The organism is Sphingomonas sp. (assembly GCF_039594485.1).
Taxonomy (GTDB): Bacteria; Pseudomonadota; Alphaproteobacteria; order Sphingomonadales; family Sphingomonadaceae; genus Sphingomonas.
This window is the reverse complement of record NZ_JBCNNI010000004.1, coordinates 127,626-147,333: the sequence shown is the minus strand read 5'-3', so window position 1 is coordinate 147,333 and position 19,708 is coordinate 127,626. Positions and strand designations below refer to the sequence as shown.

Sequence of the window (19,708 nt, the reverse complement as noted above, 5' to 3'; positions counted from 1 at the left end):
GTATCGGGTGCGAGAGGTGATTGATGGACAAGGTGAGCGGTGGCAACTCGAAAAGCACCCTCTATTGCTCGTTCTGCGGCAAGTCGCAGCACGAGGTGCGCAAGCTGATCGCGGGGCCAACCGTCTTCATTTGCGACGAGTGCGTGGAGCTGTGCAACGACATCATCCGTGAGGAGACCAAGTCCGCGCTGGTTTCCAAGAAGGATGGTGGCGTGCCGACGCCGCAGGAAATCTGCAATGTGCTCGACGATTATGTCATCGGGCAGAAACAGGCCAAGCGCGTCCTGTCGGTCGCGGTGCACAACCACTATAAGCGGTTGAACCACGGCGCGAAGGGCGCGGACGTCGAACTCGCCAAGTCGAACATCCTGCTCGTCGGCCCGACCGGCTGCGGCAAGACGCTGCTCGCGCAGACGCTGGCGCGCATCCTCGACGTGCCGTTCACCATGGCGGACGCGACGACGCTGACCGAAGCCGGTTATGTCGGCGAGGATGTCGAGAACATCATCCTCAAGCTGCTCCAGGCGTCGGATTACAATGTCGAGCGGGCGCAGCGCGGCATCGTCTATATCGACGAGATCGACAAGATCAGCCGCAAGGCCGAGAATCCCTCGATCACCCGCGACGTGTCGGGTGAGGGCGTTCAGCAGGCGCTGCTCAAGCTGATGGAAGGCACGACCGCCAGCGTTCCGCCCCAGGGTGGCCGCAAGCATCCCCAGCAGGAATTCCTGCAGGTCGACACGACGAACATCCTGTTCATCTGCGGCGGCGCGTTCGCAGGTCTGGAAAAGATCATCGGCGACCGTCTGCAGGGCAAGTCGATCGGCTTCGGCGCCTATGTGGCGGCTCCCGAGGAGAAGCGGACCGGTGAATATCTGCGCCAGACCGAGCCGGAGGATCTGCTCAAGTTCGGTCTGATCCCCGAATTCGTCGGCCGTCTGCCCGTCATCGCGACGCTGGAAGACCTCGACATCGCGGCTTTGGTCAAGATCCTGTCCGAGCCGAAGAACGCGCTGGTCAAGCAGTATCAGAAGCTGTTCGAGATGGAGAATGTCGAACTCGACTTCACCGACGATGCGCTGACCACGGTCGCCAAGAAGGCGATCGAGCGCAAGACGGGTGCGCGCGGGCTTCGTTCGATCCTGGAGGGCATCCTGCTCGACACCATGTTCGACCTGCCCGGCATGGACGGCGTCGACGAGGTGATGGTCGACAAGGATGTGGTCGAGGGCCGCAAGGAACCGATCCGCGTCTATGCCGAAAAGGCCAAGAAAAAGGACGGCGCGGCGGCCTGAGGGCTTCCCCGCGACGACCGGATGGATGACGGGCGCTCCTGCAAAGGGGCGCCCGTTTTCGTTGGGGTGAAGCGATGGTGACGATCCGTGATGCGCGGCCAGGCGACCGCGCGGCAGTGGCGGCGATGCTGGCCCGCGCCTTTGTCGACGATCCGGCCATGTCCTATATCTTTCCCGATGCCGCCGACCGGGCGAGGCGTTTGCCGCGGCTGTTCGGGCTGTTGTTCGACACCGATGCGGCGGGCATGCGGCTGGTCAGCCAGGCGGCGGACGCCGGAACCTTCTGGCGGCCACCGGGACAGGCCCATGTGCCGATCATGGCCTATGTGCGTCGCCTGATCCCGGTCCTTCATGCGCTGGGCGGCGCGCTTCCCCGCGCGATGCGGCTGGGCGAGGCGATCGAGGCGCATTTCCCCAAGGAGCCTTTCTGGTATCTCCACATCGCCGGGGTCGACCCTGCGCGACAGTGGTGCGGGCTGGGCGGTGCGTCGATCCGTGCCGGGCTGGCAAGGTGCGATGCCTCGGGCCTGCCGGCCTATCTGGAGACCGCGACCGAGAGCAATGTCGGCCTGTATGCGCGGTTGGGCTTCGTGCCGATCGGCGATTGGTCGGTTGCCGGGGGTGGTCCACGCTTCTGGTCGATGCGGCGTCCGGCGGGGGCACGATAAGCTCGTTTCCCGGGCGCTGTCCGGGCGGGCCCGGCCGTTTCGAAAACGCCGCCACGTGCGATGGCACCGATATATTGCGATATCGCAACGATTCGGTCGTTCACAAGGGAGCCAATGAGGCGGTTGGCGCATTGGCATAGCGGTGGGACCATGTCGGTCGCGCCTGATCCGATGTGGAGGCCTGACAAAGGATGAGCGAACCCGATGCCATCGTGACCGCCGGACAGAAGCGGGCGCTTCTCCATCGGCTGGTGATGCCCTGGTGGACGCTGGTATTCCCGCTGCTGGGGCTGCTGGCCATCGCTGTGTCGCTCTACAAGATGGGGACGGTGGGTACGGTCGCGGCGGCGTTCATCCTGTTCGGATGCGTGCTGGCGGCGGTGCATCAGGCAGAGGTCGTCGCCCACCGCGTCGGCGAGCCGTTCGGCACCCTTGTCCTGGCGGTCGCGGTGACGGTGATCGAGGTGTCGCTGATCGTCAGCCTGATGCTGTCCGATGCGGGCGATGCCTCCAGCCTGGCGCGCGACACGGTGTTCGCCGCGATCATGATCATCCTGAACGGTATTGTCGGCCTGTGCCTGCTGGCGGGGGGCGTGCAGCATGGCGAGCAGCGCTTCTCGCTCCGGGGTGCCAGTTCCTCGCTGAACGTGCTGACCGCGATGGTCGTGCTGTCGCTGGTCCTGCCCAATTATGTCTCGTCCGCGCCGGGGCCGACCTATGCGACGTCGCAACTGGTCTTCGTCGCGATCGTCAGTGTCATCCTCTATGGCACCTTCGTCATGGTGCAGACGGTGCGCCACCGCGAATATTTCCTCCCCGCGAACGAGGATATGCCCGCCGACGCCCATGCCGAGCCGCCGACCAATGCGGCGGCCTGGGCCGCGCTGGGCATGTTGCTGGTTGCGCTGGTCGGCGTGGTGCTGCTTGCCAAGGGGCTGTCGGGTATCGTCGAGGCGGCGATCCTGAATGCCGGGTTGCCGCTGGCGATCGTCGGCGTGGTCATTGCCGCACTGGTGCTGGCACCGGAAAGCCTGGCGGCCTATCGCGCGGCGAGGCGGAACCGGTTGCAGACGAGCCTCAATCTCGCATTGGGATCGGCGCTGGCGACGATCGGACTGACCATCCCGGCGGTCGCGATCGTGTCGCTGATGCTCGGATTGCCCCTGGCTCTCGGGATCGGGGCCAAGCAGATGATCCTGCTGGTGCTATCGCTGTTCACGATCACGCTGACGCTGGGCAATGGCCGGACCACCGTCTTGGGGGGCGCGGTGCATCTGGTGATCTTCGCGGCCTATCTGTTCGTGACGGTGGTGCCGTAAGCCGGTTCCGCCCCCCGGCCCGCCGTTCGGGCGGAACCGAGGGTGGGGGGCGGGGATCGTCCTAATTCGCCTTTTTCTTCGCCGCCTGCTCCGCTTTCCAGGCCTGGAACTGCTCGATCGCATCCGAGCGCTTCAGGATTTTCGCCCAGGGATCGATCACCACATGCGCGCCGGCGGGGATGGTCAGCGTGCCTGTGCCGTTCGTCATCGGCAGTCGTTCGATCCTGTCGCCCACCTGCACCTCGACCGGCAAGGGGAAGGGGCCACCGCCCGGCACTTTCCAGCTCAGGGTCAATTGATCGCCGACCCGCGTCTCGACGATATCGGGCAGCGCCGCCTGCCGCAGATAGACGTTGAAGAACCAGCCATAATCCTTGCCCGTCACCTGTCGGACGAACCCCTCATATTCCCTGGTCGAGCCATAGCGAGGCGTGAAATTCCCCGGCTTCGGATCGGTGCGGCCATAGACGGCGAGGCGCGTCACGTCCCAGAAGGCCTGGTCCCCGATCAGATTGCGAAGGGTATGGAGCATCCACGATCCCTTCATATAGATGTCGAGCCCCGGTCCGCCCTTGGCCGCTTCATAGACATCCTGCTCGGTCATACTGCGGTCATGGACGATGGGGGACTTGTTCGCGATCTGCCCGCGCTGCGCGTCCATCATCACGGCATAGCGCGCCTCGCCCTCGCGCCAGCGGCCATAGCTGGGCTGCATATAGCTGCCATAGCCCTCGTGCAGCCAGAAATCGTCCCAGTCGACATTGGTTAGCTGGTTGCCGAACCATTCGTGGCTGAACTCATGCTGGAACAGCCAGTCAAAGCCTTCGGGTGCCTTGGCATATTCATTGCCATAGGCGTTGATCGTCTGGTGCTCCATGCCCTTGTGCGGCGTTTCGACCACGCCCAGCTTCTCGTCGCCGAAGGGGAAGGGGCCGACCATCGACTCGAAGAAATCCAGCGTCGGCGCGAACTCGGCGAACAGCGCTTCCGCCTTCGCCTTCTCGCCCGGCAGATACCAGTAGAACATCGGGATGCTGTTGCCGAAGCGGCTCTTATACTGGCCCTCGACCACCTCATAGGGCCCGACATTGAGCGCGATCGCATAGGTATTGGGGTGCTTGGTCCGCCAGTTCCAGCGGGTGCGCCCGTCCGCCAGGGTATCGACGCCCAGCAGCACGCCGTTGGACGGTGCCTTCAACCCCTTGGGCACGGTGATGTGCAGCGTCACCACGCCGGGCTCGCCCATCGGATAGTCGAGGCAGGGCCAGAAAAGATCGCAGCCATAGCCCTGGCTGGTCGTCGCGAACCAGGGGCGGCCGTCAGGTGTTCTCGCCCAGACGACGCCCGTGTCCCAGGGCGCGCGCACCGCGACATGGGGCGTGCCGCCATAGCTGATCTTTGCGCTCACCTTCTGTCCCGTGCGAAGCGGGCGGGGCAGGGTGATGACCAGCCGCCCCTCGGGGTTGCTCCATCGATCGGACTTCAGCGGCTTGCCGTCGATCGCGATCGACCGGACCGGCAGATTCCTGTCGAGATCGATCATCAGGCGAGCGAGCGGCGCCCTGGCGGTAAAGTCCAGCACCGCAATGCCGTTCAATTCCTCGGTATCGGGCAGGACCTCGAACGACAGGTCGGCGCTGTCGAAGCGCATGGCCAGTTGCTCGGGCGGACGGACGCCGCCCGACACCATGGTTTGCGCGGTCAGCGGCGGCTCACCCTTGGCGGGAAGGGCCTTGGAGGCCTGGGCCGCGAGTGGCGCGCAAAAGAGCGAGGAGGCAAGCAGTGCGGCGGAGATTCGTATACGATCCATAGGCGAAGATGTTGCCCAACCCGTCCTGCTTGGCAAGGGGGCCGTTCGCTTGTCTCAGCGGGAATTGATGGATCGACAAACGTCACCATATATAGTGGCGAAGAGGCCCCGATCGGGGCCGACCGGAGTTTGCATGAACCAGTCCTATCCCGTCCTTCCGCTGCGTGACATCGTCGTCTTCCCGCACATGATCGTGCCCCTGTTCGTCGGACGTGACAAATCGGTCGCGGCGCTGGAAGCGGCAATGGCGGCGGACAAGGAGATTTTCCTGGTCGCCCAGCTCGATCCCGCCGAGGATGATCCCACGCGCGAGGATCTGTACGAAATCGGCGTCACGGCCACCGTGTTGCAACTGCTCAAGCTGCCCGACGGCACGGTGCGCGTGCTGGTCGAGGGCAAGGTGCGTGGTCGCCTCGCCGAACTGGACGAGTCGGGTGCCTTCCTGACCGCGACGATCGACGCGACGGTGGTCGAGTCCGACGAGGCCGCGCTTAAGGATCAGGCCGTCGAGGTGCAGGACCAGATGGCCTCGGTCGATCCGGCCCAGATCGCGGCGCTGATGCGCTCGGTGGTCGATCAGTTCGAGAATTACGCCAAGCTCAACCGCAAGCTGCCCGCCGAGACGGCGGTGCAACTGGCCGAGATCGAGGACGCCTCGCAACTGGCCGATGCGATCGCCGCCAACATCTCGGTCAAGGTCGCCGACAAGCAGGCGCTGCTGGTCGAAACCGATCCGGCCAAGCGGCTGGAGATGGCCTATGCCCTGATGGAGGGCGAACTCGGCGTCCTTCAGGTCGAGAAGAAGATCAAGAGCCGCGTCAAGCGCCAGATGGAGAAGACGCAGCGCGAATATTATCTCAATGAACAGCTCAAGGCGATCCAGCGCGAGCTGGGCAATGAGAGCGAGGACGGCGATGGCGACGAGATTGCCGAGCTGACCCAGAAGATCGCGACGCTCAAGCTTTCCAAGGAAGCGCGGACCAAGGCGACGGCCGAACTGAAGAAGCTGAAGACCATGGCGCCGATGAGCGCCGAGGCGACGGTGGTGCGCAATTACCTCGACGTGCTGCTTGGCCTGCCCTGGGGCAAGAAGTCCAAGGTCAAAAAGGACATCGCCGCCGCACAGGCGATCCTCGACCAGGATCATTATGCGCTGGAGAAGGTGAAGGACCGGATCGTCGAATATCTCGGCGTCCAGGCGCGCACCAACAAGCTGAAGGGGCCTATCCTGTGCCTCGTCGGCCCGCCGGGCGTCGGCAAGACCTCGCTGGGCCAGTCGATCGCCAAGGCGTGCGGGCGCGAGTTTATCCGCCAGTCGCTGGGTGGTGTGCGTGACGAGGCCGAGATTCGCGGGCACCGGCGCACCTATATCGGCTCGCTGCCAGGCAAGATCGTGACCAACCTGAAAAAGGCCGGCACGTCCAACCCGCTGTTCCTGCTCGATGAGATCGACAAGCTGGGCCAGGATTTCCGCGGCGACCCGGCCTCGGCACTGCTGGAAGTGCTCGACCCGGAGCAGAACGCGAAGTTCAACGATCACTATCTGGAGATCGATATCGATCTGTCGGACGTGATGTTCGTGTGCACCGCGAACACGCTGAACCTGCCGCAGCCTTTGCTCGACCGCATGGAGATCATTCGTCTGGAGGGCTATACCGAGGACGAGAAGGTCGAGATCGCCGAGCGTCACCTGATCGCCAAGCAGGTCGAGACGCATGGCCTGAAGGACGGCGAGTTCACGCTGACCCAGGAGGGCTTGCGCGCCCTGATCCAGCGTTACACCCGCGAGGCGGGCGTGCGCACCCTGGAGCGCGAGATCGCGCGTCTCGCCCGCAAGGCACTGCGCCAGATCCTGGAGGGCAAGGCGACGTCGGTGACGATCACGCCGGAAAATCTCCATGAGTTCGCGGGCGTGCAGAAGTTCCGCCACGGCCTGTCCGAGCAGGAGGATCAGATCGGCGCGGTCACGGGTCTGGCCTGGACCGAGGTGGGCGGCGAACTGCTGACCATCGAATCGGTGACGGTGCCGGGCAAGGGCCAGGTGAAGACCACCGGCAAGCTGGGCGACGTGATGAAGGAATCGGTGCAGGCCGCCTTCAGCTTCGTCCAGGCACGCAGTCCCAGCTTCGGGATCAAGCCGTCGCTGTTCCATCGCAAGGACATCCATATCCATCTGCCCGAGGGGGCGGTGCCCAAGGACGGTCCGTCGGCGGGCATCGGCCTCGTCACCTCGATCGTCTCGACGCTGACCGGGATCGCGGTGCGCAAGGATGTGGCGATGACAGGCGAGGTAACGCTTCGCGGACGTGTGCTGCCGATCGGTGGGCTGAAGGAAAAGCTGCTCGCGGCACTGCGCGGGGGAATCACCACGGTCCTCATCCCGCAGGAGAATGAGAAGGATCTGGCGGATATTCCCGTCAACATCCGCGAGGGGTTGAAGATCGTCCCCGTTTCTCATGTCGACGAGGTGCTACGCCTCGCCCTGGCGGAGCCGCTGGAGGCGATCGACTGGACCGATGCGGACGAATTGGCGGCCTTGCCCCCCGCGCCGATCGCGGCGGTGGGGGCCGAGCGTCACCACTGATCGTCATGGAGCAGTGCGGAGGCCGCCGGTCGAGGGACTGGCGGCCTTTTCAATCGATATCACGCGAAATGATTCCGGCTTCTGTTGGCGAAGTCGTTCGCTTTGCATAATGACAGGGTTTGACAGCACCGCCTGCCGCGTCATTATCAGTCCTTTAATATTTGAGCGGCACCGAGTCCGTATCATTAATCGTCGGCATCATAGGGGTTTATGGAATGAACAAGCAGGAGCTGATCGCTACCGTCGCGGATTCCTCGGGCCTCGGGCGCGCGGATGCGATCAAGGCGGTCGACGCCGTTTTCGAGACGATCACCGCTGCTTTGAAAAAGGGCGAAGAGGTTCGCCTGGTCGGATTCGGCACCTTCTCGGTTTCGAAGCGCAAGGCATCGACCGGCCGTAACCCACGCACCGGCGAGCCGATGACGATCAAGGCATCGTCGCAGCCGAAGTTCAAGCCGGGCAAGCTCCTGAAGGACTCGGTCAACTGATTTGACGATTTTTGGGCTGGACAGGCGGCGGAGCGCCGCCTAAAGGCCCGTCTCCCGGTTACCGGGCGCGTAGCTCAGCGGTAGAGCACACCCTTCACACGGGTGGGGTCACAGGTTCAATCCCTGTCGCGCCCACCATGCAAATGGCAATGGCCGCCCGTCACTTCCCCGCCGGAAGATGATCGGGCGGCCATTTTGCTTGTCGCTTGCTCTCCCTCAGGACTTGCCCGGACGGTATCGGCGCTCGACATGGCCCGCCAGTTCGCGACCGCAACGAAGCCGTCGCCGCTTGCTTCCGCAATAGCGCTTGGTTTCTGGCCAGGGCCTGGCCCCGAACGCGGCAAGGCTTCCTCATTGGGCAAAGGTGAACGGATTCCCGATTGCCAACCCGGCCCGATCACTCGCCCGCGAGATAGCGGGCGAGCGGTTCGATCATCTCCTTGGGGATACGCCGGGCGATGACGGGCATGGTCGCATGGCTCTTGCGGGCATCGACCACATTCTTGTCGCCCTGCCACTGGCGCAACCGCGCCGCGATGTAGCTGGCCCGCTGGCCCGCGATCACCGGATAGGACTTGCCTGGCGCGTGACAGCTTGCACAGGCGGGAAGCTGGCGTTCGGGCAGGCCACGCTCGACGATCCGTGCCGCGGGGGAATCCGCCCTGGTCGGGCGCGCAGCGCCGAGGCCGGGCATCGCCGCGAACCGACGCGCCGCCGCCGCCATCGCCGCGGGCTCCATGCGCATCGCCACCTGCTGCATGACCGCGCTTGACCGGGAGCCGTCGGCATAGCCTTTCAGCGCGGCGAGCAGATAGGCGGGGTTCTGGCCGCCCAGGATCGGGATGTCGGCGCTTCGCCGTCCGCGCCCGTCGGTGCCGTGGCATCCGGTGCAATTGTCGGGATCGACCGCCGGGGCGGCCTCCGCCACCAGCGCGCGATACTGTGCCGGTGTCATGCCAGGGAGCAGGCGGACAAAGGCGACCATGCGTCGCACCTCGTCGGGCCGGTCCTGTACCGCCCAGGCAGGCATGCCGGTATATTTGACGCCGTGCTGGATGATCCAGAACAACTGCCGGTCGGTCCATTCGCGCGCATTGACCGCCAGATCGGGGGCGGGGGGCGTCGCGGCCTGCATCACCGGCGCGGGCTTCTGCCCCGGCGCGCCGTGGCATACCGCGCAGGCATTGGCGAAATGCCCCGCCGCGCTGACCAGGCCGCTTGGGTCGGCGGGGTCCTTGGGGGCGGTGAGGGCGGCATGGGTGCGCACCGAGTTGCGCATCGCCCAATGCAGGAACCAGTCGGTGATCGCCCAGTGCCCGCTCGACGCCGCAAGGCTGATGACGCCCGACCAGGCAACGGCCATGCCCAGCGCGGCGAGGCCGATGAGCGTCATGATCACGCGTTTCCAGGTGATGCGGATCGTCATGCGTGCGCCTCCTGTCGGGTCCTGAGCAGGTGGCCGAGCATCGCCAGCCCGCCGGACAGATAGGCGATGCCGCCGACCAGCAGCATGACGACGCCGGACAATTGCTGATCCTCCAGCGCGCCTGCGCCATGATGGCTGTAGAGCGGACGCGGCGCGAGGCCGATCAGCGCGCCCAGCAGGGTCATGTGCATCGAGGTGACGAGCAGGGCCGCCACCCCCGCGGCACGATGGCGCGGCGCCAGCACGGCGGACCAGAGCAGCAGACCCGCCGCCAGGAAACTCGCTTGTTCGGCGATCAGCCAGATGGCCCGATGATCCGCCAGCCGTCGCAGCGCGGGCACGTGCCAGCCCCAGACCACCACCGCCTCGACCAGCGCGGCGATCAGCGGCGTCGCGAAGCGCGGCCAGCGCGCGGCCGCGTCGAGCCGGGTATCCTGAAGCCCCCAGGCGATGGCCGGCGCGGCGATCGCGACCGCGATCATGTGCGCGGCCATATGCCCGGTCATGCCCCACCGGCTGAGCAGCCAGCCCAGCGGCAGGAGTGCTAGCCCGGCGATCAGGACGTTCCGCCTCACCGGCAATCCCCCAGCATGATGACCGGCAGGGCGGTGAAGATCACCGCGACGAAGCTAAGCGCCGCCAGCAGCATCGTCGAATAGGCGAGGAAGCGCAGGCGATCGACATCGGTGCCTTCCTGATGCGGTGCCGGGTCGCCGGGCGTGCGCGACTGCTGCCAGGCGATGACGCCCGAGGCGACGATGACGATCAGGGCAATGGCCGTCGCCACCGCGAACGCGGTCGGAAACCGCGCCCATGCGCCGATCTTCGCACAGGATATCGCCGCCCAGAGATAGGAAAGCAGGAAGTGCACAGCCCAGACGCTGGGCGGCACGATCAGCGTCCACAGGGTGACGCGCAATTTGCGGGCGCGGCGGAGCCAGCGCCTCACAGCCCCGTCTCCGGGAACAGGCCGATGGTCAGATAGGTGACGATGGCGGTCAGTGCGAAGAAATGCGCATAGACGGTGATGTTGCGGAGGTCGGCGTCACGGCCGGGCGTCATCCGCCCCGCGATGCTGCGCGCCAGCGTATAGGACTGCATGATCGCGGCGACGGCGGCATGGACGACCGTCCACACCACCAGCACCCAGATGATGGCGGGATAGACATGGGCTTGCGGGTCCAGACCGTCGAGGCAGGCGAGCCCGGCGAACAGGCTGGCGATGGCCAGCGCCGCCGCGCCGATCAGCAGCGTGCGGGCGACCGTCACGCTGCCCCGCGCATGGACTTCGCGTGCGGCCAGCGTCGCCGCCCAACTGCCCAGCGACAGCGCCAGCGCGAACAGGGGTGCCCCGCTGCCCGGTCCGTCGAAACCCGCGCCGAAATCGGGATGGATCGTCCAGTAGAAATAATAGCCGAAGACAAGGCCCGAAAAGGCGGTCGCGTCGGCCATCATCGTGATGAACATCGCCCACCAGCCCGGCGCGGCGGGGCCGGAGATATAGAGCGGTAGGTGCAGACCGTGGCCGATCGGCTTTTCCGGCTTTTCGGGAATTTCGGCGGTGTCCCAGAGCCACCACAGGATGCAGCCGAGCGTCACCACCCCGCAGATCGCGGCGAGCAGATAGAGATGATAGGTGGTCAGGATGAACACCCCGCCCAGCGCGATGGCGGTGCTCATCGGCTTGACGCTGGGCGTGCCCAGGCGGATGACCGAGACGGGCTTGGCGTCCAGCACCGAGGTCACGATCGTCTCGCGGCGGCCTTCCTCGGCATCGGGCAGGAAGAAACGGCCTTCATCAACCTTGGCGACGAAATCCTTCTGGTCCCAGATCGGATAGCGGCTCTCGATCAGCGGGATCGACCGGATGCCCCAATCCTCATCCTCGGGATGCGCCAGCCATTCGAGCGTGCCCGCCGCCCACGGATTGCGCGGCGCCTTCGCCCGTGTCGGGGACAGGCAGAGATCGACGACCAGCACCAGCACGCCCGCCGCGAACAGATAGGAACCCGCCGTCGAGGCGAGGTTGAGCCAGCCGATATTGAGCTCGGCCGGATAGGTGAAGACACGGCGCGGCATCCCCTCCAGCCCCGACAGGTGCATCGGGAAAAAGGTCAGGTTGACCCCGACGAACATGATCCAGAAGGCGGTGCGCCCCATCCGATCCGACAGTTTCTTGCCGGTGATCAGCGGCCAGTAATAGTAAAGCCCGCCGAACAGGGGCAGCAGCGTGCCGCCGATCAGCACATAATGCAGATGCGCGACGATGAAATAGGTGTCGTGCGCTTGCCAGTCGAACGGCGCGATCGCGACCATCACGCCGGTCAGCCCACCGATCACGAAGATGGCGAGGCTGCCGCTGGCATAGAGCAATGGCGTCGACCATTTCACCTTGCCCGCCCAGAGCGTGGCGATGAAGGCGAAGATCTGAACCCCGGTCGGGATCGCGACGGCTTCGGATGCGGCGGAGAAGAAGGCGAGGCTGATCTTGGGCAGGCCGGTCGCGAACATATGGTGGACCCACAGCCCGAACGACAGGAAGGCGGTGCCGACCGCCGCCAGCACGATCCAGGGATAGCCCAGCAAATGCCGCTGCGCGAAGGTCGGGATCATCATCGCGAACAGCGCGATGGAGGGCAGGAAGACGATATAGACCTCCGGGTGGCCGAAGATCCAGAACAGGTGCTGCCACAACAGCGGATCGCCTCCGCGCGCGGCATCGAAGAACGGCCAGTTGAGCAGTCGCTCCATCTCGAACAACAGGTCGCCCGCGATCAGCGGCGGAAAGGCGAACAGGATCATCACCGCCACGACCAGGATATACCAGGCATAGAGCGGCATCAGGTTCAGCCGCATCCCCGGCGGGCGGCATTTCAGGACCCCGACGATCAGCTCGACCGCGGCGGCGACCGACGATACCTCGATGAAGGACAGGCCCAGCATCCAGATGTCCGCCCCCAGCCCCGACAGATCGGTACGGGTGGTGAGGGGGGGATACATGAACCAGCCGCCATCGGGCGCGGCGTTGAAGAAGATCGAGCCGGAGACGAAGACCCCGCCGATCAGGAAGCTCCAATAGCCGAAGGCGGAAAGCCGGGGGAAGGGCAGGTCGCGCGCGCCGAGCAATTGCGGCAACAGGATGATCGACACCGCCTCGAACATCGGCACGGCGAACAGGAACATCATCACCGAGCCGTGCAGCGTGAACAACTGGTTGAAGGTGTTGGCCGAGACCAGATCATTGTCGGGCACCGCCAACTGGGTACGCATGATCAGCGCCAGCACGCCCGCGAACAGCATGAAGCCAAAGGCGGTCAGCGTGTACCACACACCGATCTGGTTGTTGTTGGTATCGGTCCAGCGGAAGAAGAGCCCGGTCGGCGGCTTCCATACCGCGCGCAGCCGCTCTTCCTGCGCGGCGCGGAGGGCGGGATCGTCCTGGGCGTGGAGGCTCATTTCAGGCCCTGTAGATAGCGGGCGAGGGCGATCGCCTCGGCATCCGACAATTGGGGGAAGGAAGGCATGCGGACGCCGGGCTTGGTCTTTTCGGGATGGCGGATGAAGGCGGCGACATTTGCCTCCGTCATCGGCAGGATGCCCGCCGCCAGCGTCCGGCGCGATCCGAAATGGGTCAGGTCGGGACCGATCCGACTGGCCGGCGTGACCCCGGCGATGCCGTGGCAGCCGCCGCAGCCCGTGTTGGCGAACAGCCGCGCGCCCTCGCTCGCATTTCCAGCGGGCATGGCCGGACGCCGCTGCCCGACCAGCCATGCGTCGAAGGCGGCGGGCGGCATGGCGATGACGTCGAACGCCATCAGGGCGTGGGCGAGACCGCAGAACTCGGCGCATTGTCCGCGATAGCGGCCCGGTTTTTCGGCGCGGACGACCAGCGTGTTGGTCCGGCCGGGGATCATGTCCATCTTGCCCGCCAGCCCGGGTATCCAGAAGCTGTGCACCACATCGCCAGCGCTCAACCGAAAGGCGACATTGCGGCCGGTCGGGATCCGAATCTCGTTGGCGCTGTCGACCGGGGCGGCGCTCGCGGGCAGATAGCGGACCCGCCACCAGAATTGCTCGCCATCGACGGCGATCTGCAGGTCGGCAGGCGCGATCGGGCGCGGGCGCATATAGGGCAGCGAGTAAGCAAGCAGCCCGAGCAGGATGATGGTCGGGATGACCCCGCCCAGCCACAGGACCAGCCGCATCCCCCCTTCATGGCTGAGCCTGCCCCCGGGGGCGCGGACGGCATGCCGCATCAGCAGCGCGACCGCCCCGGCGATCACCACCGCACCGACCAGCATGATCAGGAACAGGTACCGGATATCCGTCGCATCCGCGCCGAACGGCGCAAGCGTCGACTGATGCCTATTGCATCCTGTCAGCAGGCCGCTCGTGACGGCCGAAATGGCGATGCTCTTCCCCCGCATTCCGCCCGAACGTTCCGGTTATGAAATTGTTCATGTTCCTGTCATGTTAATCGCGAACCCCGTCATGTCGGCCCCTGGGGCGCCGCTTTGCGTACCGCCAGTGCCGCCACCCGGTCCGCCGCCGCCACCGCCAGCAGCGACAGTCCGAACAGGGGCAGGGCGATGCCCATGACGACCAGGGCCGCGATGAGGCCACCGACCCGCGCGCCGGAAAGGGGCGCGGGCGCGCCGATCCGTCCGGCAGGGCGTCGTTTCCACCACATGGCGACGCCGCTGATCGTCAGGATCCAGATGGCGACGCACGGGATCAGCATCAGCAACTGGTTCGCCAGTCCGAAATAGCGGCCCATGTGCAGTTGCACGCCCATTTCGATCGCCCGGCCGACGGGGCCATATTGGGCAAAGCGCACCTCTTCCCCGACCGGGCTAAGCATGTAGCGATCGACATAGAGGGTCCGCTGGCCCTGGGGGCGGCCGGGATAGGTGAAGGCGGTATAGACGCCGTCCGCGCCCTTGGGGAGGAACAGGCGATAGCCGCGCGGCCAGCCGCGCTCCGCCAGCATCCGGGCCACGCGGTCCGTACCCGCGATCACGGCGGGATCGCGGGAGGCTCCGGGCGCCTCCGGGCTGCCATCGCCATGTTCCGCATGACCACCCGATGCCATTCCCGCCATCGCCGACCGGGGCATCGGCGCATCCTCCAGCGACCAGGGGGCATCCCCCAGCGCTCTCTTCATGGGCGTGCTATGGGGGATGTTATATTGGCGGAAGGAGGCAGGGTAGCCGATGCCCAGCGCTTCGCTTGCCCGGTGCAGGCGCGGCCCCGTTACCCCGGCCCAGGGCAGGCCCGTCAGGATCAGGAAGCCGATCAGCGCGACGGTCCACAGGCCGATCGGCGCGTGCAGGTCGCGCCAGAATCGTCGCCCGCGCCCCGAAAGACGCGGCCACCAGCGACCCGCAGCCGGCGCGACGCGACGTGGCCACCACAGGATGACGCCGGTGACGAGCAGCACCAGCGCCCAACTGACCGCCAGTTCGACCAGCCGTTCGCCGAACAGGCCCATCATCATCGACCGATGGGTCAGGTCCGCCCAGCCGACCAGCGTCCGGTCATAGGCCACGCCGCCCAGCACCCGCCCGGTGCCGGGGTCGACCGAGACGCGCAACGGCTCGCCCCGGTCGGGCGTCACGAAGATCACGGCGGCGCGGTCCGCCCGGTCGGGCATGTCGATGCGTGAGGCGGTGCCCGGATAGGTGGACAGCGCCGCCGCGATCATCCGCGATACGGGCACCGTCCGCACAGGCTCCGCGACGACGCGCAATTGCGGGTAGAGCGCGTCGTTCAACTCGTCATCGAACAGATAGATGGCGCCGGTCAGGCTGAGGACCAGCAGGACCGGCGCCACCAGCAACCCGGCCCAGAAATGCCATCGCCAGATCGTCCGGTGAAAGGCGGCTTGCGCGGCGGGCGTCATGGTCGGCCTCCGCGCAGGACCGGGGCGGGGACGGGATCGACCCGTCGGACAGTGGCTAAGGAGATGACGGGCGGCAGGGCCGAAGGCGATGCCTCCGGCGTCAAGGAAATCAGGGGCATGGGGCGCTTTCGGCCGGCCCCCGGCATGCGGAATGCGGGGAGCAAGGATCAGGCGGGCATTGCGGCGGCGCGATGCCCGATGAAGGCGGGGGGTCAGGACAGGGCGGGCGGCCCGCGCAGCGGCGGGCGGAGATATGGCGCAGCGAGATTGGGGGCCAGGACGATCGCCATCGTCGCCGACGCGATGTTGGCGATGACAAGCCGCGCCAACGGAATCGGGTCGACCGGCGGCAGCGCGGGGGTGGATAGCCCGGCAAAGGCGCAGGGCATCTCCGTACCGCCATGTTCGCGACCATGATGACCGCCCGATTCGTGCAGTGGCGCGGCGGCATCATGGCCGGAGCCATGGCCATGCATCCTGGCATGGGGCATCGGCGCGACCCGCGACACGGTGGATCCCGGGCAGAGGATGATCGCCATCCGCCCCTGTGTCGCGCCGATCATATAGCCGCTGGGCACGATCAGCTTGAGCAGCAGCGCCGCCGCGCACAGGAACACGGCCAGATGGCGTTGCGCGAACAGGCTGCGGATCGCCGTCACGCGAGCCGGGGTAACGGACCGGGCCTGCTGTGTCACCCTGACGATCACCGTGACCGGTTAAGTTTGCGTCGATCGCTTCCTAAATCACTGGACCGGAATGGCCGCATTGCTATCTTGCCTCTATATCAGATGATACGACGCCCTGTCTTGCGGGCTGCTCGTCCGTTGCAGACTGGAAGAATGGCGAAATCCCCCGCTTTGGCATTTTTGAACGGCATTTCAGGCCAGGTGGCGGCGGAGATCGCCGCGCTGGACTGGTCCGCGACCGCGCTGGGCGCACCGGAGGGATGGCCCGCCGCGCTGAAGTGCCAGTTGGCGACGATGCTCGCCTGTCCGGTGCCGATGTACATGGCCTGGGGACCGGACCTGATCTCCTTCTACAACGATGCCTATCGCCCCATGTTGGGCTATCGCGCGGAAACCGCGATGGGCACGCCCTTTCGCATCCTGTGGGCCAGCATCTGGGACGACATCGAGCCGCTGGTCGACAAGGCCCTTTCGGGGGATGTCGCGCAGGTTACCGACATGCGGCTCGACCTGGCGCGGAACGGCCGGCCCGAGGAAAGCTACTGGACCTTCTCCTACTCGCCGGTGTTCGACGATGCGGGGCGGGTCGCGGGCATGGTCTGCGTCACCGGAGAAACGACCGCGCGCGTGCTGGCCGAGCGGCGGCAGCAGGAGGCGGATGAGCGACTCGAACTGGCGCTGAGTTCGGGCGCGCATGTCGGGATGTGGGACTGGGACGTGATCAGCGACTCGGTCCGCTCGGACAGGCGTTTTGCCGCGATGTACGGGGTCGATCCGGCGGCGGCGGAAGCGGGAATGCCGATCGTGGAGTTCTTCCAGGGCATCCACCCCGAGGATCGGGAAAGGGTGGCGGCGGAGGTCGCCGCCGCGATGAAGGATACCGGACCGGACAAGCCCGGCCGGTTCGTGTCCGAATATCGCCTGATCCAAGGCGATGGAACGATCCACTGGGTTTCCGCGCGGGGCCGTTGCATCCCGGATGCGGAAGGGCGCTGCGTGCGCTTTCCGGGCGTGAGCTTTGACATTACCGAGCGCGTGGAGGTCGAGCAGCGGCTGCGCGAGAGCGAGGCCCGCGCGCGGTTTAATGCCGAGCGGGTGCAACTGGCCCTGGCGGCGGGCGCGATCATCGGGACGTGGTTCTGGGACCTGCCCACCGACCGCTTCACCGTGGACGAGGCGTTCGCGCGCACCTTCGGGCTGGACCCGGCGCTGGGTCATGACGGGTTGAGCCTGGCGCAGGTGGTCGCGACGGTGCACCCGGACGACCGCGCCGCGCTGGCCGAGGCGATCGACGAGGCGATCGCGCGCGGTGGCGCCTATGCGCATCAATATCGGGTCCGGCGACATGACGGCCAATATCATTGGCTGGAGGCGAACGGACGGGTCGACCATGCCCCCGACGGCACGCCGTTGCACTTTCCCGGCGTTTTGATCGATGTCGGCGGCCGGCGTGCGCTGGAGGCCGAGCGCGACAGCGCCATCGCCGAACTGCGCGCATTGACCGACCAGCTCGAACAGCGGGTCGCCGATCGCACCGCTGAGCTGATGCGCGCCGAGGAGGCGCTGCGCCAGTCGCAGAAGATGGAGGCGGTGGGGCAGTTGACCGGCGGACTGGCGCATGACTTCAACAATCTGCTGGCCGGGATTTCCGGTTCGCTCGAACTGATGGCGATGCGGCTGGCGCAGGGGCGGGCGGCGGATATCGACCGTTATATGGATGCGGCGCAGGGCGCGACCCGGCGTGCGGCGGCGCTGACCCACCGGCTGCTCGCCTTTTCGCGGCGCCAGACACTGGCCCCCCGTCCGACCGACATCGTCGCGCTGGTCGCGGGCATGGCCGACCTGATCCGCCGCACGGTCGGCCCCGGTATCACGCTGGAGACGCACGGCGCCGATGACCTGTGGGCCGTGCTGGTCGATGCGCCGCAGCTTGAAAACGCGCTGCTGAACCTGTGCATCAACGCGCGTGACGCGATGCCCGATGGCGGGCGGATCACGATCGAGATGGTCAATCGCCGGCTGGAGGGCGACCTTGCGCGCTTCGACGGCATCCCGGATGGCGAGTATCTGGCGCTGTGCGTCACCGATACCGGCACCGGAATGACCCCCGACGTGATCGAAAAGGCGTTCGATCCCTTCTTCACCACCAAGCCGCTGGGGCAGGGTACGGGCCTGGGCCTCAGCATGATCTACGGCTTTGCCAAGCAATCGGGCGGGCAGGTGCGCATCCGCTCGACGCCGGGCGAGGGGACGACCGTCTATCTCTATCTGCCCCGCCATCATGGTCCCGTCGACCAGGATGCGCCGGTTCGGGCAGCGGCGCCGGACAGCCCGAGCGGGGCGGGCGAGACGGTCCTGGTCGTGGATGACGAGGCCACCGTCCGGCTGATGATCGTCGATGTGCTGCGCGACATGGGGTATCAGGTGGTCGAGGCGGCGGACAGCGCGGCCGGGCTGGCGATGCTGCGGTCGGATCGTCGGATCGACCTGCTGGTCACCGATGTCGGCCTGCCCGGCGGCATGAACGGCCGCCAGATGGCCGAGGCGGGCCGGGAAGTCCGCCCCGGCCTGAACGTGATGTTCATCACGGGCTATGCGGAGAATGCGGTTTTGAACAGCGGGCACCTGTCGCCGGGCATGCGGTTGCTGACCAAGCCCTTTACGGTGGACGCGCTGGTGACGGGAATCCAGACGGCGATGGGCGCGAGCGCGCGGCGATACGAACGACGCCGCTCCTGACCGGCGCGGCGTTCCCTGGCTGTCCGGGGTTGCGCATCGCCGGTGAATCGTGATGGAAGCCCCGCGTCTGACGGGAGGAACGGCAATGGCGATCGAACTCATCTGCCTCGATGCGGACGACACGCTCTGGCACAATATGCGGCACTTCGCCGAGACCGAGGAGGCGTTGATCGGCCTGCTCGCCCCTTTTGCCGAGGCGCGGGTGGCACGGGCCACGCTGGAGGCGTGCGAGGCGCGCAATCTGCGGCTCTATGGATACGGCGCCAAGGGCTTTACCCTGTCGATGATCGAGACGGCGGTGGAACTGGCCGGGCCGACCCTGCCGACCGACCTGATCGCGCGGCTGCTGGAGGCGGGGCGGCAATTGCTGGGGCATCCGGTCGAATTGCTCGACGGCATCGCCGAGACCATGGCGGCGCTGGCGCAGCGTGGACGGCTGGTGCTGGTGACCAAGGGCGACCTGCTGCATCAGGAGGCGAAGCTGGCGGCGTCAGGGCTGGGGTCCTGTTTCGCCGATGTCGCGATCGTCAGCGACAAGACGCCCGACACCTTCGCCCGCATCTTCGATCGCCACGGCGTCGCGCCCGAGGCGGCGGTGATGGCGGGGGATTCGATGCGCTCCGATATCCTGCCGGTGCTCAAGGCCGGTGGCTGGGCGGCCTATATCCCGCAGCCGCTGGCCTGGAGCCACGAGGCGGGCGAGGTGCCGGTCGATCATCCGCGTTTCCGGCAACTGACCCGGCTGGGCGACCTGCCCGGCTGGATCGACGCCATCGGGTGAGCGGCCAGCC

The 19,708-nt window shown here is 66.4% G+C and carries 15 protein-coding genes and 1 tRNA gene; 8 read left to right on the top strand and 8 right to left on the bottom strand.

The window, feature by feature from the left end; all coding sequences use genetic code 11:
* The first annotated feature begins 23 nt into the window (after positions 1-23).
* The 3 genes from clpX to ABDV78_RS03020 all read left to right on the top strand — a co-directional run bounded on the left by clpX (position 24) and on the right by ABDV78_RS03020 (position 3,282).
* Positions 24-1,295, top strand: a complete 1,272-nt coding sequence (gene clpX, locus ABDV78_RS03030; protein ID WP_037568616.1) for an ATP-dependent Clp protease ATP-binding subunit ClpX — start codon at positions 24-26, stop codon at positions 1,293-1,295.
* 74 nt (positions 1,296-1,369) lie between these two features.
* On the top strand, positions 1,370-1,963 hold the full coding sequence (locus ABDV78_RS03025) for a GNAT family N-acetyltransferase (protein ID WP_343525709.1): 594 nt from the start codon (positions 1,370-1,372) through the stop codon (positions 1,961-1,963).
* A gap of 191 nt (positions 1,964-2,154) precedes the next feature.
* Positions 2,155-3,282, top strand: a complete 1,128-nt coding sequence (locus ABDV78_RS03020) for an ionic transporter y4hA (RefSeq protein WP_343525708.1) — start codon at positions 2,155-2,157, stop codon at positions 3,280-3,282.
* A gap of 61 nt (positions 3,283-3,343) precedes the next feature.
* On the opposite strand, the gene ABDV78_RS03015 is transcribed toward ABDV78_RS03020, so the two are convergent.
* Positions 3,344-5,092, bottom strand: coding sequence for a M1 family metallopeptidase (locus ABDV78_RS03015; protein ID WP_343525707.1), 1,749 nt, complete (start codon positions 5,090-5,092; stop codon positions 3,344-3,346).
* 133 nt (positions 5,093-5,225) lie between these two features.
* On the opposite strand from ABDV78_RS03015, the gene lon reads away from it, so the two are divergent.
* The 3 genes from lon to ABDV78_RS03000 all read left to right on the top strand — a co-directional run bounded on the left by lon (position 5,226) and on the right by ABDV78_RS03000 (position 8,302).
* Positions 5,226-7,676 carry an endopeptidase La gene (lon, locus tag ABDV78_RS03010; protein ID WP_343525706.1) on the top strand — a complete coding sequence of 817 codons (2,451 nt, stop codon included), beginning with the start codon at positions 5,226-5,228 and terminating at the stop codon, positions 7,674-7,676.
* A 215-nt stretch (positions 7,677-7,891) separates the two neighbouring features.
* Entirely contained in the window at positions 7,892-8,164 is a 273-nt protein-coding gene (locus tag ABDV78_RS03005) for an HU family DNA-binding protein (protein WP_343525726.1), read from the top strand.
* 63 nt (positions 8,165-8,227) lie between these two features.
* A tRNA-Val gene (locus ABDV78_RS03000) sits at positions 8,228-8,302 on the top strand.
* A 259-nt stretch (positions 8,303-8,561) separates the two neighbouring features.
* On the opposite strand, the gene ABDV78_RS02995 is transcribed toward ABDV78_RS03000, so the two are convergent.
* The 7 genes from ABDV78_RS02995 to ABDV78_RS02965 form a co-directional block, all read right to left on the bottom strand.
* Positions 8,562-9,590 (bottom strand): c-type cytochrome, encoded by a 1,029-nt coding sequence (locus ABDV78_RS02995; RefSeq protein ID WP_343525705.1) that lies wholly within the window; start codon positions 9,588-9,590, stop codon positions 8,562-8,564.
* Positions 9,587-10,165: a cytochrome c oxidase assembly protein gene (locus ABDV78_RS02990; protein ID WP_343525704.1), complete on the bottom strand. Its 579-nt coding sequence runs from the start codon at positions 10,163-10,165 to the stop codon at positions 9,587-9,589. The genes ABDV78_RS02995 and ABDV78_RS02990 overlap by 4 nt, the downstream gene beginning before the upstream one ends.
* The gene (locus ABDV78_RS02985; protein ID WP_343525703.1) at positions 10,162-10,539 is read right to left on the bottom strand and encodes a hypothetical protein; all 378 of its coding nucleotides are present in this window, start codon (positions 10,537-10,539) and stop codon (positions 10,162-10,164) included. The genes ABDV78_RS02990 and ABDV78_RS02985 overlap by 4 nt, the downstream gene beginning before the upstream one ends.
* A complete protein-coding gene (gene ctaD, locus ABDV78_RS02980; RefSeq protein WP_343525702.1) occupies positions 10,536-13,046 on the bottom strand; it encodes a cytochrome c oxidase subunit I in 2,511 nt (836 codons plus the stop codon). Before ctaD ends, ABDV78_RS02985 begins: the two co-directional genes overlap by 4 nt.
* On the bottom strand, positions 13,043-14,017 hold the full coding sequence (coxB, locus tag ABDV78_RS02975) for a cytochrome c oxidase subunit II (RefSeq protein WP_343525701.1): 975 nt from the start codon (positions 14,015-14,017) through the stop codon (positions 13,043-13,045). The genes ctaD and coxB overlap by 4 nt, the downstream gene beginning before the upstream one ends.
* 62 nt (positions 14,018-14,079) lie before the next feature.
* On the bottom strand, positions 14,080-15,492 hold the full coding sequence (locus ABDV78_RS02970) for a PepSY domain-containing protein (RefSeq protein ID WP_343525700.1): 1,413 nt from the start codon (positions 15,490-15,492) through the stop codon (positions 14,080-14,082).
* Positions 15,493-15,704: 212 nt separating this feature from the next.
* Complete coding sequence (locus tag ABDV78_RS02965; protein WP_343525699.1) at positions 15,705-16,187, bottom strand: hypothetical protein; 483 nt, start codon at positions 16,185-16,187, stop codon at positions 15,705-15,707.
* A 162-nt stretch (positions 16,188-16,349) separates the two neighbouring features.
* Here ABDV78_RS02965 and ABDV78_RS02960 point away from each other — a divergent pair, with 162 nt between their 5' ends.
* Complete coding sequence (locus ABDV78_RS02960; RefSeq protein ID WP_343525698.1) at positions 16,350-18,917, top strand: PAS domain-containing protein; 2,568 nt, start codon at positions 16,350-16,352, stop codon at positions 18,915-18,917.
* 85 nt (positions 18,918-19,002) lie between these two features.
* Positions 19,003-19,698 (top strand): HAD family hydrolase, encoded by a 696-nt coding sequence (locus ABDV78_RS02955; RefSeq protein ID WP_343525697.1) that lies wholly within the window; start codon positions 19,003-19,005, stop codon positions 19,696-19,698.
* Positions 19,699-19,708 lie beyond the last annotated feature (10 nt).

Coding starts and splice junctions, on each gene's coding strand:
- ABDV78_RS03025 (WP_343525709.1), top strand. CDS start 1,370: ATGGTGACGATCCGTGATGCGCGGCCAGGCGACCGCGCGGCAGTGGCG.
- ABDV78_RS02995 (WP_343525705.1), bottom strand. CDS start 9,590: ATGACGATCCGCATCACCTGGAAACGCGTGATCATGACGCTCATCGGC.
- clpX (WP_037568616.1), top strand. CDS start 24: ATGGACAAGGTGAGCGGTGGCAACTCGAAAAGCACCCTCTATTGCTCG.
- coxB (WP_343525701.1), bottom strand. CDS start 14,017: ATGCGGGGGAAGAGCATCGCCATTTCGGCCGTCACGAGCGGCCTGCTG.
- ABDV78_RS03020 (WP_343525708.1), top strand. CDS start 2,155: ATGAGCGAACCCGATGCCATCGTGACCGCCGGACAGAAGCGGGCGCTT.
- lon (WP_343525706.1), top strand. CDS start 5,226: ATGAACCAGTCCTATCCCGTCCTTCCGCTGCGTGACATCGTCGTCTTC.
- ABDV78_RS02955 (WP_343525697.1), top strand. CDS start 19,003: ATGGCGATCGAACTCATCTGCCTCGATGCGGACGACACGCTCTGGCAC.
- ABDV78_RS02970 (WP_343525700.1), bottom strand. CDS start 15,492: ATGACGCCCGCCGCGCAAGCCGCCTTTCACCGGACGATCTGGCGATGG.
- ctaD (WP_343525702.1), bottom strand. CDS start 13,046: ATGAGCCTCCACGCCCAGGACGATCCCGCCCTCCGCGCCGCGCAGGAA.
- ABDV78_RS03015 (WP_343525707.1), bottom strand. CDS start 5,092: ATGGATCGTATACGAATCTCCGCCGCACTGCTTGCCTCCTCGCTCTTT.
- ABDV78_RS03005 (WP_343525726.1), top strand. CDS start 7,892: ATGAACAAGCAGGAGCTGATCGCTACCGTCGCGGATTCCTCGGGCCTC.